The following is a 13,150-nucleotide window of genomic DNA, read 5'->3' as shown; positions in this document are numbered from 1 at the left end:
TTACTTGCCGATCGCGGTGACCTGGACCTTCGTCAGGGGCTGACGGTGCCCCTGACGCTTGTGGTACCCGGTCTTGTTCTTGAACTTGTGGATCCGGATCTTCGGACCCTTGGTGTGCTCGACGACGGTGGCCGTCACCGCGGAGGTGAGGCCGCTGGCGTCGGTGGTCACCTGGTCGCCGTCGACGAGCAGCACGGCGGGCAGAATGATCTCGGCGCCGGGCTCACCGTCGAGCTTCTCGACGGTGACCACGTCGTCGACGGCCACCTTGTACTGCTTGCCGCCGGTCTTGACGATCGCGTACATCGCTGACGCACGACTCCTGAACATCGGGGGCGCATCTGGTGCGCTCGGGCTGTGACAGCTCGCGCCGGTCCCGGCGCGCACACCACGGCCCCCGTGCCGAACACTGTCGTGTGCAGAGGCGTGGCTTCTGTCGGTCAACGTTACGCGACCCCGTCGGAGTGCTCTCCGGCGGGGTCACTGTCACCCTCCGTCCTGGGGCGGACCCGCCGGGCGGGAGGCCGCCCGGCGCGAACGGCGGGTACGGGTGACGACCGCGGCGGGCTCCGGCTGCGCGGCGACGGCCGGGACGGCCGCCGGTCCCGCGTCGGCCGGTGTCGCCGTGGCGGCCGGCGGAGTGGACTCCTCCGGCGTGGAGGCGGTCGTGATGACCACCGGCTCACCACCGCGGACCGGGCCGGCGGAACGGCTGGCCCGGCGGCGGCGCGGTGCGGGTGCCTCGGGCTCCGGGGCGGACCCCGTCGCCGTCGGCTCCGGGGCCGCGTCCCGGGCCGGGGCCGCGGCCTGCGGGGCACCGGTGGGCTCGGCGACCACGGGGGCCGCGGAACCGGTCAGCTCCCCGCGCGGCTCGGCGACGACGGTCTCGTCGTCGGCCGGTGCGGGTGCGGGGGCGGCGTCGACGGTGGTGGTGTCGGCCGTGGCCGGCACGGAGACCCCGGTGGCTCCGGCGGCCGCGCCGTCGTCGCCCTTCGGGGTGCTGCCCGCGGCGACGGCCGCGACCGCCGCGGCGGCGTCGACGCGCTCGGTGTCGCCGGAGTCGTCCCGGGCACGGTCCCGGTCCCCGACGCGCCCGTCCGGACGGTCGGAGCCGTTGCGGTGGCCGGAGCCGTTGCGGTCGGCCTCCTGGCGCGCGGTGTCGTGGCGCGCGGTGTCCTGGCGACCCGGGTCCTGGCGGCCGGAGCCACCGTCACCCGGTTCGCCCTGGCCGGAGTCCCCGTTGCCGTTGCCGCCCCGACGCCGCTTGCGGCGGCCGCCGCCCTCGGAGTCGGCGTGGCCACCGTTCCCGGAGCCGCTGCCGTGCCCGTTGCCCGAGCCGTTCCCGTTCCCGTTCCCGGAGCCGTGCCCGTTCCCGGAACCGTTGCCGTGCTGGGCGCCGTTGCCGGAGCGGCCGTGCTGGTGGTCCGGCCCGGTGTCGGTCGAGACGATGACGCCCCGCCCGCGGCAGTGCTCGCAGGTGGTGGAGAAGTGCTCCAGCAGCCCGCCGCCGACCCGCTTGCGGGTCATCTGGACCAGGCCGAGCGAGGTCACCTCGGCGACCTGGTGACGGGTGCGGTCCCGGGCGAGGCACTCGGTGAGGCGGCGCAGGACCAGGTCCCGGTTCGCCTCGAGCACCATGTCGATGAAGTCGACGACGATGATCCCGCCGATGTCGCGCAGCCGCAGCTGGCGGACGACCTCCTCGGCCGCCTCCAGGTTGTTGCGGGTGACGGTCTCCTCGAGGTTGCCGCCGGAGCCGGTGAACTTGCCGGTGTTGACGTCGACGACGGTCATCGCCTCGGTCCGGTCGATCACCAGCGTGCCGCCCGAGGGCAGCCAGACCTTGCGGTCCAGCGCCTTGAGCAGCTGCTCGTCGATCCGGTACTCGGTGAAGACGTCGGACGGGCCGGTGTGGCGGTGCATCCGGTCGGCGAGCTCGGGCGCGACGTGCTCGACGTAGCCGGACACGGTGTCCCAGGCGTCGGCGCCGGACACGATCAGCTTCGAGAAGTCCTCGTTGAACTGGTCGCGCACGACCTTGACCAGCATGTCCGGCTCCTCGTAGAGGAGCGTCGGCGCCTTGGGCGCGCCGGGGCCGGTCTTGTTCGCCTTCTCCTTGACGACCTCCCACTGCGCCTGCAGCCGGCGGACGTCGCGTTCCAGTGCCTCGTGCGAGACGCCCTCGGAGGCGGTCCGGATGATCACGCCGGCGTCGGCCGGGACGATCTCCTTCAGCATCTCCTTGAGGCGCTTACGCTCGGTGTCGGGCAGCTTGCGGGAGATCCCCGCTGCGCCACCGGAGGGGACGTAGACCAGGAAGCGACCGGCGAGGGAGATCTGCGTGGTCAACCGGGCACCCTTGTGACCGACCGGGTCCTTGGTGACCTGCACCAGGACCTGGTCGCCCGAGGAGAGCGCCTGCTCGATCTTGCGCGCCTTGCCGTTGAGTCCGGCGGCGTCCCAGTCGACCTCACCGGCGTAGAGCACGGCGTTGCGGCCGCGCCCGATGTCGACGAACGCCGCCTCCATCGACGGCAGCACGTTCTGCACGCGGCCGAGGTAGACGTTGCCGACCATCGAGCTGCCGGAGTTGCCACCGGTGATGAAGTGCTCGACCAGGATGCCGTCCTCGAGCACGCCGATCTCGGTGCGGTCGGCGCGCTGGCGGATCACCATCTGGCGGTCGACCGACTCGCGCCGGGCCAGGAACTCCGACTCGGACAGGATCGGCGGGCGGCGACGGCCCGCGTCGCGGCCGTCCCGGCGGCGCTGGCGCTTGGCCTCGAGCCGGGTGGAGCCGCGCACGCCCTGGACCTGGTCGTCGGAGGACGATCCGGAGTCCTGGCGGGACTCGCTGCGGGCCTCGCGGACCCGGGTGACGGTGTTGGGCGGGTCGTCCTCGGAACGGTCCTCGACCTCGGACCCCCCGCGACGACGACGGCGCCGCCGCCGGCGCGAGCCGCCCGAGGACTGGTCCTCGGAGTCGTCGGAGTCGTCCGAGGAGTCGGAGTCCTCGGAGCCGGCCCCGGTGGACCCGGAGTCCGCCCCGGAGTCCTCGGAGCCGGGGTCCTCGGAGTCGTCGGAGTCGTCGCCGCCGTCCTCGCCGAAGTCCTCGCCGCCCTTGCCGCGGCCACGGCCACGGCGGCCCCGGCGGCGACGACGGCGGTTGCCGTTCTCGTCGTCACCGTCGTCGTCGGAATCGGGCCGGTCCTCGGCCCGGTCGTCGGCGGAGTCCCCGGCCGGGACGTCCACACGGTCCGGGTCGCCGGCGTCGCCGGTGCTGTCGGCACTGGCAGCACTGCCGGCACCGTCAGCACTGTCGGTGCCGGCAGTGCCGTCGGTCACGGCGGCGTCGGTCGCGGCGGCGTCGGTCGCGGCGGCGTCGCGGTCCTTGCGGCGACGGCCCTTCCGTCCCTTGCGGGGGGCGCCGTCGCCGGGGCCGTCCTCGGCCTGCTCGGCCGCGGTGTCGCGGCCCACGGGCTCCGGGGTCGCGGCGGGAGCGGCACCCGGGGCGGCCGGGGCCTGGAACATCGGGACCGCGAAGACCGGGGCGAGCGCCGGTGCGGCCGCGCCACGGGCCCGGGCGGAGCCGGTCGTGAACGGGTCGGCGGGGGCCGCGGCGGCATCCGGGCCGGCGGCGGTGCCGGTGCCGGTGTCGGTGTTGCTGTCGGTGCCGGCACCGAGGTCGAGTGCGGCGAGCACCTCGGTGACCACCGGGTCGGGCGCGTCGGTGACGGCCGGCTCGGGGGCCCGGTCGGCCGACGCCGCGGCGGGCTCGGTGCCCGGACGCAGGGCGGCGACGACCTGCTCGGCCGTCGCCCGGGTGATGCTGGACTGGACGCTGCGGACCTCCTGGCCGAGCCCGGACAGGGCGGCGAGGACGTCTCGGCTCGCGGTCCCCAGCAGCTTGGCCAGGGCGTGGACCCGCATCTTCTCCGGCAGCTCGGAGAGCCCGCCGGTGTCACCGGCGGGCGTGTCGTTCACGGACATTCAGCTCCTTCGCCCCCGGGCGCCTCGCGTCGGAGGCGGCCACGCAGGGACCTTGCGCGTACGTTCTGCAGCACGCGCGGGTTGCGCGGTGCGGCACATCTGGTGTCGCTCCCCGATCTCCGGGGATGGTGCTCGACGCCGGACCGGAGGCGGTGCGCCGTCCGGGTCAGGAAGCGTCCGGCCGGGCCCGGGTCACCGGGACCGCACCGAGCGGATCCACCAGGTCGCCCGCGTCGTCGAGCAGGCCCTGCGCCAACCGGGTGGCCGTCACCGGTACCGGCGGCGCCAGGTCTGCGACGACGGTGAGCGCGCCCAGTACGTCATCGGGTCGAACGGTCGGTGTCGTCAGCCGTACGACCGCCGTCAGTATCGCACAGTCGGTGACCGGGGACGGCGAACCCGCCGACCCGGACGGGTCACGATCGCCCTCCGGGTCGTTCACCTGCGGTTCGACGAGCAGAGTGACGACGGCCGCACGCACGTCGATCTCCTTGCGGCCGGACGGGGTCAGCCGGGTCACCACGACCGACTCCTGCGCGGTGAACGCCTCGACCGCGGCCCGCACCTCCTCGACGGCGATGCCGCGGACCTCCAGCCGCCAGCGGGCGGCGTCGATCCGGTCGGCCAGCGCCGGCGGGACCGCGGTCGCGGCCGCGACGACGTCGAGCCCGTCGGGCAGCGCCTGGTCCATCGCCGCGCGGACCAGCTCCGGGTCGACCTCGCGGGTCAGGCCCATCTCGACGTACTCGGCCTCGCTGGCCGCACCGGTCGGGGCGGCCCCGACCCAGGACAGCCGCGGATGCGGGCTGAAGCCGTGCGAGTGCGCGACCGGGACGCCGGCCCGGCGGACGGCGCGCTCGAAGCTGCGGGCGACGTCGCGGTGCGACAGGAACCGCAGCCGGCCGCGCTTGGCGAAGCGCAGGCGGACCCGCTGCACCGTCGGGGGTGCCGGGTTCGCCGCCGCTCCTGCCTTCACGCGTGCCACGGCTCGGAGTCTAGAGACCGGGCCCGGTCCGGTCAGCCGCGGTGCGGCGGGTGCGGCCGGTCGGCGCGGACCGGGAAGGCGCCGGTGTAGCCCATCCGCTCCTGTGCGGCCTCGCGGACCCGGGTCCGCACCCGGAACCAGCCGATCGTCAGCAGCACCGCCAGCACCGGGATGGAGGCGACGGTGAAGGTCCCGACCGGGTAGTCGAAGCCCATCAGCACCAGCACCCCGAGCAGGAAGACCAGGACCGCGTAGCCGGTCCACGGCGAGCCGGGCAGCCGGAACGAGGGCCGGGTGAGGATGCCGGACTCGGTCATCCGCACGAACCGGATCTGGCAGAGCACGATCGTGGCCCAGCTGGCGAGGATGCCCAGCGAGGCGATGTTCAGCACGATCTCGAAGGCCTGCTCGGGGACCACCGCGTTCAGCCCGACGCCGAGCAGGGTGATCACCGCGGTCAGGCCGATGCCGCCGTAGGGCACGCCCGACTTGTTCATCCGGCCGGTGAAGCCCGGCGCCGACCCGTTCATCGCCATCGAGCGCAGGATGCGACCGGTCGAGTACAGCCCCGCGTTGAGGCTGGACAGCGCGGCGGTCAGAACCACCAGGTTCATCACGGTGCCGGCACCGGGCACGCCGATCGAGTCGAAGAACGTGACGAACGGGCTGACGCCCTCGCGGTAGGCGGTGTAGGGCAGGAGCAGGCCGAGCAGCACCAGCGAGCCGACGTAGAAGAGCGCGATGCGCGCGATCACGGAGTTGATCGCTCGGGGCATCACCTTCTCCGGGTTCTCGGTCTCCCCCGCCGCGGTGCCGACCAGCTCGGTCGCGGCGTAGGCGAACACCACGCCCTGGGTGATGACCACCGCGGCGAGCAGGCCGTTGGGCAGCAGACCGCCGTTGTCGGTGATCACCGAGATGCCGGTCTCGGCGCCCTGGATCGGGAACCGTCCCGCGAGGAACACCGTGCCCACCACCAGGAAGGCCACCAGTGCGATCACCTTGACCAGCGCGAACCAGAACTCCAGCTCGCCGAACAGCTTCACCGAGACCAGGTTCGCCGCCAGCACCACGACCAGGGCGATCAGGGCGATCAGCCACTGCGGGGCGTCGGAGAAGGCGCCCCAGAACTTCATGTAGAGCGCGATCGCCGTCACGTCGACGATGGAGGTGAAGGCCCAGTTGAGGAAGTACAGCCAGCCGGCCACGTAGGCCGCCTTCTCGCCGTAGAACTCGCGGGCGTAGGAGACGAACGACCCCGACGACGGCCGGTGCAGCACGAGCTCACCGAGCGCCCGCAGGATCAGGAACACGAACACGCCGCAGACCGCGTAGACCAGCGCCAGCGCGGGGCCCGCCGAGGCGAGCCGGCCGCCCGCACCGAGGAACAGTCCGGTTCCGATCGCACCTCCGATGGCGATCATCTGGAGCTGCCGTTTCCCCAGACCCTTGTGGTAGCCCTCCTCCTCGTGGGAGAAGTCCGGGCGGTTGCTGCCCGCCGGGTCGTGCGTCGTCGCCATGTGGTCCCCCCACGCCGGATCCGGACGCCGTCGCGCCCGGTGCGGCCAGACCCTAGTTCGACGTTTCCCGTGAGATCACGTGCCCCTGTGACCGTCGCGTATCCGATCCGGACACCACGGGACGGAGCCGACCGGACGGACGCGAACGCGAGGGCGGCCCCCTCAGTCGCCCAGGACCAGCAGGGTGTCACCGGCCGGCCGGAACCCGGCACGTCGGTAGAACGCGGCGCTGCCCGCGGTCGGGGCCAGCATCAGCCGCCGGTACCCACGGGCCCTGGCGTGGGCGACGACCGCGGCGAGCAGCGCCCGCGGCACGCCGGCCTCGGTGAACGCGGCCAGGACGAAGGCGTTGCCGACCTGCCCGCTGCGCGTGCCGCGGGCCCCGGGGCGGGGCATCTGGACGGTCTCCAGCACGTTGATCGACCCGACCGGTGTCCAGCCGGCACGGTCGCTGCCCGCCTCGGCCACCCAGAACGCGCGCCGCGGCTGCTCGACCCGCCACCAGGCGGCGAAGGACTCGGCGAACGAGGGGTCCTCGACCGGCCGCCCGGCGCGCTCCTCCAGCCAGAGCCGACGCAGCCTGCCGAGCGCGGCGACGTCGCGCTCGTCGGCGACCCGGACCCGCAGGCGTCTGCCGCCGTACTCCCAGGACGACCCGTCGGCGCCGGCGAGGGCCGGGTCCGGGATCGAGGACAAGCCGTTCTCAGTCACCCGGGCGTGCGTCCCCGAGCGACCCCGCGGCCGAGGCCGTCGGGTTGACCACGGTCAGCGGCAGCAGGGTGGTCCCGCTGGGGCCGACCTCGATGTCGGTCCCGGTGGACGGGCACACGCCGCAGTCGAAGCACGGCGTCCACCGACAGTCGTCCTGCTCGCGGCCGGCCAGCGCGTCCTGCCAGTCCTCCCACAGCCAGTCCCGCTCCAGGCCGGAGTCGAGGTGGTCCCAGGGCAGGATCTCGTCGGCCCCGCGCTCGCGGACGGTGTACCAGTCCAGCGACACACCCTGCGGCTCCAGCGCCTCGGCGGCGGAGTCGACCCAGCGGCGGTAGGAGAAGTGCTCGGACCAGCCGTCGAACCGGCCGCCGTCGCGCCAGACCTTCTCGATGACGGCGCCGACCCGGCGGTCGCCGCGGGCGAGCAGTCCCTCGATCAGCGATGGCTCGCCGTCGTGGTAGCGCATGCCGATGTTGCGCCCGATCCGCCGGTCGGAGTTGACGGCCTCGCGCAGCTTGCGCAGCCGGGCGTCGACGACCTCCGGGGCGCACTGGGCGGCCCACTGGAACGGGGTGTGCGGCTTGGGCACGAACCCGCCGATGGAGATGGTGCAGCGGACGTCGTTGCGCCCGGACGCCTCGCGGCCCGCCTTGATCACGCGGTGCGCCATGCCCGCGATCTCCAGGACGTCCTCGTCGGTCTCGGTGGGCAGCCCGCACATGAAGTACAGCTTCACCTGCCGCCAGCCCTGGGAGAACGCCTCGGCGCAGGTGCGGATCAGGTCGTCCTCGGAGACCATCTTGTTGATCACGCGGCGGATCCGCTCGGAGCCGCCCTCGGGGGCGAAGGTCAGCCCGGAGCGGCGGCCGTTGCGGGAGATCTCGTTGGCCAGGTCGATGTTGAACGCGTCGACCCGGGTGCTCGGCAGCGACAGCGAGGTGTTGGTGCCCTCGTAGCGGTCGGCGAGGCCCTTGGTGATCTCGGCGATCTCGGAGTGGTCGGCGCTCGACAGCGACAGCAGACCGACCTCGTCGAAGCCCGAGGCCCGCACGGCGGCGTCGACCATCTCCCCGACGCCCTGCAGCGACCGCTCCCGCACCGGGCGGGTGATCATCCCCGCCTGGCAGAACCGGCAGCCGCGGGTGCAGCCGCGGAAGATCTCGACGCTGGCCCGCTCGTGGACGGTCTCGGCCAGCGGGACCAGCGGCTTCTTCGGGTACGGCCACTCGTCGAGCTCGATGGTGGTGCGCTTCTGGACGGTGGCGGGGACCCGCTCGTCGACCGGGGTGACCGCGGCGATGTGGCCGTCCTCGGCGTAGGTCACGTCGTAGAGGGAGGGCACGTAGCAGCCCGGCGTCGACGACAGCCGCAGCAGCAGCTCCCGGCGCCCACCCGGGCGTCCCTGCGCCTTCCAGTCGCGCACGACGTCGGTGATGTCGCCGACGACCTCCTCGCCGTCACCGAGCGCGGCGACGTCGACGAAGTCCGCGACCGGCTCCGGGTTGAACGCCGCGTGCCCGCCGGCGACGACGACCGGGTGGGTCTCGTCGCGGTCGCGGGCGTGCAGCGGGATCGCCGCCAGGTCGAGCGTGGTGAGCAGGTTGGTGTAGCCGAGCTCGGTGGAGAAGGAGACGCCGAGGACGTCGAAGTCACCGACCGCGTGGTGGGCGTCGACGGTGAACGACGGCACCCCCGACTCGCGCATCAGGGCCTCGAGATCGGGCCAGACCGCGTAGCAGCGCTCGGCCAGCGCGTCGGCGCGCTCGTTGAGGACCTCGTACAGGATCTGGACGCCCTGGTTGGGCAGGCCGACCTCGTAGGCGTCCGGATAGAGCAGTGCCCAGCGGACGGCCGCGGAGTCCCACGGCTTGACCTGCGAGTTCCCCTCACCGCCGACGTACTGCACCGGCTTGGCGACGCGGGGCAGGATCGGCTCCAGGGCGGGGAAGACGGAGGTGGGTGCCACGCTGCACCAGGGTAGCCACCTCCGTTCGGGGCGAACCGGCGGGTCGTGTCCGACCGGACACGGACCGTCGGCCGCCCGCACACCGGCTGAGGCGCGGGTCACGGCGGCCCACGGGGCGGGAGACCTACGCTCGCCTCCCGACCCTGTTCCCCACGTGTGTCGTCCCCGAGCTCCCAGGAGACCCCCGTGTCCGTGACCGACGCCGAGCTGCACGCCCGGTTCCGCCCGCTGTTCGACCGGATCGCCGCCGGTGCGGTCGAACGCGAGCTGAACCGGCGCCTGCCCGTGGCGGAGATCGCCGCCCTGCGCGACGCCGGGTTCGGCGCCGTCCGGCTGCCGGTGGAGGCCGGCGGCGCGGGCGCCTCGCTGCGCCAGCTGTTCGGGCTGCTCGTCGAGCTGGGTGCGGCGGACTCGAACATCCCGCAGGCTCTGCGGACCCACCTCCTGTTCACCGAGCTGTGGTCGGCAGGCGCCGCGGACGACCCGGTGCTGCGCGGGCGGGTGGAGCAGATCGCGGCCGGACGGCTGGTCGGCAACGCCATCTCCGAGCGCGGCGGGGTGGTGCGCAACTCCGCCACCACGGTGCTCCGCCGCGACGGGGACAGGCTCCTGCTCGACGGCGAGAAGTTCTACTGCACCGGGACCCTCTACGCCGACCTGGTCGACGTCGTCGCCCTCGACGAGAACGGCGAGCGGGTGACCGTGCTGGTCGAGACGACCGCCCCGGGTGTCGAGCGGGTCGACGACTGGCGCGGCTTCGGGCAGAAGCTCACGGCCAGCGGCACCACCCGGTTCATCGCGGTGGAGGTCGACCCGGTCCAGGTGCGGCCCGCGCCGACCGACGTGCACCAGCCGGTCCGGCAGGCGTTCCTGCAGCTCGTCCAGCTCGCGGCACTGGCCGGGATCGCCCGGCGCGCCGCCGACGACGCCGCCGGCTACGTGCGCGACCGGCGCCGCAACTGGCCCTACGGCAACGCCGACCTGCCCAAGGACGACCCGCTGGTGCAGCAGGTCGTCGGCAGGGTCGACGCAGCCGCGTTCACCGTCGCCGCCGTGGTCGACGCCGCGGCGGCCTCGCTGGAGCGGGCGCTCACCGATCCCGGACACGGCCCGACGGCCGAGCTCGACGTGTACCGGGCCCAGTCGACCGTGCCCCAGCTGGTCCTGGACGCGACCTCGGAGCTGTTCGAGGTGGGTGGCGCCTCCACGGTCGACGTCGACCGGGCGCTGGACCGGCACTGGCGCAACGCCCGCACCCTCGCGGTGCACAACCCGATCGTCTACAAGCAGCAGGTGATCGGGGACTCGGTGCTGAACGGGACGGTGCCGGTGCTGTCGCTGTCCTCGGGTGTCGCGGGCTGAGCGGGGCTCAGCGGCCGGCGCGGCGGGTGAGGGCGGCGCGCGTCGCGTCGTCCGCGGGCAGGAAGGTCTCCAACGCCAGCTCGGCGAGGGTGACGTCGTGCGGTGCGCCGAAGGTCGAGATCACCGAGTGGAACGTCAACGTGCCGTCGTCGGTGTCGAGGACCAGCGGCAGCAGCACGTCCGAGCCCGGCGACGGCAGCGCGGTCTCCCCCGGTCCGGGGTAGCCCCGGCACTCGGCGAGCAGCGCGACGAGCCGCCGGTCCGCGGTCATCCGCACCTGCCGTTCGAGCCGGTGCAGCAGGTGCTCCCGCCACTGGGCCAGGTTGCGGATGCGCGGCGCGAGCCCGGCGGGGTGCAGGCAGACCCGGTGCACGTTCGGCGGCGGCCCGAGCACCGCCGGGTCGAGGCCGGTGAGCAGCGCCGAGGCCGCGGCGTTGGCGAGCCGGACGTCGCCCCACCGGTCCACGACGAGGGCCGGGTACGGATCGTGCCCGGCGACGAGCCGCGCCAGCGCGTCCCGCACGGGCGCGAGATCCGGGTCGTCGAGCGACCGCTCGGCGTAGGCGGGCGCGTAGCCGGCGGCCAGCAGCAGCGCGTTCCGCTCCCGCAGCGGGATCTCCAACGCCTCGGCGAGTGCGCCCAGCAGCTCCCGGCTCGCGCCCGAACGCCCGGTCTCGACGAAGCTGAGGTGCCGCGCCGAGACCCCCGCCGCCAGTGCCAGGTCGAGCTGACTGCGCCGGCGGCGGCCCCGCCAGAACCGCAGCATCTCCCCCGGTCCGGCGGTGCGGGCGGGGCGCGCGTCGGTGTCGCTCACCGGCCCGACGCTAGCCCGGCCCGGACGCCGCGACGACTACCTGCGGGGTAGGTGGATCCGATTACCCCGCAGGTCATCGCGCCGCGGCGCCGGCGGCAGCAGGCTCGGTGCCGACCGGACCACACCACCCAGGAGGTAGGGATGACCGACTTCACCACCCTCGCCGAGCGCTACGTCGCGACGTTCAACGAGGCCGACCCGGCGGCGCGGAAGGCCCGCGTCGCCGAGCTGTTCACCACCGACGTCCGCTACACCGACCCGCTCGCCGACGTCACCGGGCACGACGGCGTCGCCGGGTTCCTGGGCGCGGCCCGGGAGAAGCTGGCCGGGTTCGAGTTCCGGCTGGACGGCGAGGTCGACGCGCACCACGACCACGCGCGGTTCCGCTGGCAGGCGGCGCCGCCGGAGGTCTTCGCCTCGGGTGCCGAGCCCCCGGTGGTCGGGTTCGACGTCGTCGTGACCAACGGCGACGGCCGGATCGCGCAGGTGCACGGCTTCCTCGACGTCGTCCCGGACCTGTAGGGCCCGCCCTGCGCCCACGACGGCGGCGGGCCGGGATCCGGTCCGCCGCCGCGGGACGAGCAGCGCGGCCGCGGTCAGCGCTTGCCGTTCGGCAGGGCCAGTCGGTTGATCGTGCCGAGCACCTGCATGTACTGCTTCCACAGCGGCCCGGTCGTGTACTCCAGCCCGTACTCCCGGCACAGCTCCCGTACCTCGGGGGCGATCTCGGCGTAGCGGTTGCTGGGCAGGTCGGGGAACAGGTGGTGCTCGATCTGGAAGCTCAGCTGCCCGGTCATCAGGTGGAAGAACCGGCCGCCGTCGAGGTTGGCCGAGCCCAGCAGCTGACGGACGTACCACTCGCCGCGGCTCTCGTCCTCGAGCTGCTCCTCGGTGAACTGCACCGCCCCGGTCGGGAAGTGCCCGCAGAAGATCACCGCGTGCGACCACACGTTGCGCACCAGGTTCGCGGTCACGTTGCCCGCGAGCACCGGCAGGAAGAACGGCCCGGCCAGCGCGGGGAACGCGACGTAGTCCTTCAGGATCTGGCGCCCGGTCTTGCGGCCGATCGACTTGACCTGCTCCCACACCCGGCTCAGCGGCTTCTGCCCCGCCACGACCTTCTCGACCTCGATGTCGTGCAGCGCGACGCCGTACTCGAAGAACAGGCTGAGCAGGAAGTTGTAGAGCGGGTTCCCGAGGTAGTACGGCGTCCACCGCTGCTCCTCGGACAGGCGCAGGATCCCGTAGCCCACGTCGCGGTCCTTGCCGACGACGTTGGTGTAGGTGTGGTGCATGTAGTTGTGCGAGTGCTTCCACTCCGCCGAGGACGAGACGTTGTCCCACTCCCAGGTCGACGAGTGGATCTTCGGGTCACGCATCCAGTCCCACTGGCCGTGCATGACGTTGTGCCCGATCTCCATGTTCTCGAGGATCTTGGCGATCGAGAGCATGGCGGTACCGGCGATCCAGGCCGGCGGCAGGACCCCGGCGAACAGCAGCGCGCGGCCGCCGATCTCCAGCGCCCGCTGCTTGCGGATGACGCCGCGGATGTACTCGGCGTCGGACGCGCCGCGCTCGGCGAGGACACGGTCGCGGATGGCGTCGAGCCGGCGGCCGAGCTCCTCGATCTGCTCGGCGGTCAGCTCGGTCGTGGCCTGCACGTCCTCGCGACGCGAGGAGGGCACGAGCTCCAGCACCGGGCGCTGCGGGTGCTGCTCGCGGCCGGTCTCCTCCGGGCCGGGCTCGAGGTGCGCGGGGTTCTCCAGGACGGCGGTCATGAGGACCTCCTTCGGTCGGAGCGG

General features: G+C 73.5%; 10 protein-coding genes. 2 read left to right on the top strand and 8 right to left on the bottom strand.

Features of this window, described 5'->3' with window-relative positions:
- The 6 genes from rplU to Ae717Ps2_RS06905 all read right to left on the bottom strand — a co-directional run bounded on the left by rplU (position 1) and on the right by Ae717Ps2_RS06905 (position 9,172).
- Positions 1-306 carry a 50S ribosomal protein L21 gene (rplU, locus tag Ae717Ps2_RS06930; protein ID WP_020624746.1) on the bottom strand — a complete coding sequence of 102 codons (306 nt, stop codon included), beginning with the start codon at positions 304-306 and terminating at the stop codon, positions 1-3.
- A gap of 180 nt (positions 307-486) precedes the next feature.
- Positions 487-3,984 (bottom strand): translation initiation factor IF-2 N-terminal domain-containing protein, encoded by a 3,498-nt coding sequence (locus Ae717Ps2_RS06925; protein WP_369804826.1) that lies wholly within the window; start codon positions 3,982-3,984, stop codon positions 487-489.
- 172 nt (positions 3,985-4,156) lie between these two features.
- Positions 4,157-4,966, bottom strand: coding sequence for a TIGR03936 family radical SAM-associated protein (locus tag Ae717Ps2_RS06920; protein WP_170917159.1), 810 nt, complete (start codon positions 4,964-4,966; stop codon positions 4,157-4,159).
- A 41-nt stretch (positions 4,967-5,007) separates the two neighbouring features.
- Positions 5,008-6,495, bottom strand: a complete 1,488-nt coding sequence (locus Ae717Ps2_RS06915; protein WP_020627651.1) for an amino acid permease — start codon at positions 6,493-6,495, stop codon at positions 5,008-5,010.
- Between the two features lie 162 nt (positions 6,496-6,657).
- Positions 6,658-7,206, bottom strand: a complete 549-nt coding sequence (locus tag Ae717Ps2_RS06910; protein WP_020627652.1) for a GNAT family N-acetyltransferase — start codon at positions 7,204-7,206, stop codon at positions 6,658-6,660.
- Positions 7,199-9,172: a TIGR03960 family B12-binding radical SAM protein gene (locus tag Ae717Ps2_RS06905; RefSeq protein ID WP_020627653.1), complete on the bottom strand. Its 1,974-nt coding sequence runs from the start codon at positions 9,170-9,172 to the stop codon at positions 7,199-7,201. Before Ae717Ps2_RS06905 ends, Ae717Ps2_RS06910 begins: the two co-directional genes overlap by 8 nt.
- A 186-nt stretch (positions 9,173-9,358) precedes the next feature.
- On the opposite strand from Ae717Ps2_RS06905, the gene Ae717Ps2_RS06900 reads away from it, so the two are divergent.
- A complete protein-coding gene (locus Ae717Ps2_RS06900) occupies positions 9,359-10,534 on the top strand; it encodes an acyl-CoA dehydrogenase (RefSeq protein WP_233147473.1) in 1,176 nt (391 codons plus the stop codon).
- A gap of 7 nt (positions 10,535-10,541) precedes the next feature.
- Here the strand turns inward: Ae717Ps2_RS06900 and Ae717Ps2_RS06895 are convergent, their stop codons facing one another.
- Positions 10,542-11,300, bottom strand: coding sequence for a helix-turn-helix domain-containing protein (locus tag Ae717Ps2_RS06895; protein WP_075313031.1), 759 nt, complete (start codon positions 11,298-11,300; stop codon positions 10,542-10,544).
- A gap of 189 nt (positions 11,301-11,489) precedes the next feature.
- On the opposite strand from Ae717Ps2_RS06895, the gene Ae717Ps2_RS06890 reads away from it, so the two are divergent.
- The gene (locus tag Ae717Ps2_RS06890) at positions 11,490-11,870 is read left to right on the top strand and encodes a nuclear transport factor 2 family protein (RefSeq protein WP_075333146.1); all 381 of its coding nucleotides are present in this window, start codon (positions 11,490-11,492) and stop codon (positions 11,868-11,870) included.
- 74 nt (positions 11,871-11,944) lie between these two features.
- Here Ae717Ps2_RS06890 and Ae717Ps2_RS06885 read toward each other — a convergent pair whose 3' ends face one another.
- Complete coding sequence (locus tag Ae717Ps2_RS06885; RefSeq protein WP_083702284.1) at positions 11,945-13,126, bottom strand: acyl-CoA desaturase; 1,182 nt, start codon at positions 13,124-13,126, stop codon at positions 11,945-11,947.
- Between the last annotated feature and the right edge of the window lie 24 nt (positions 13,127-13,150).

It is taken from the genome of Pseudonocardia sp. Ae717_Ps2, assembly GCF_001932475.1.
Lineage (GTDB): Bacteria > Actinomycetota > Actinomycetes > Mycobacteriales > Pseudonocardiaceae > Pseudonocardia.
This window is presented reverse-complemented; position numbering and strand designations above follow the sequence as displayed.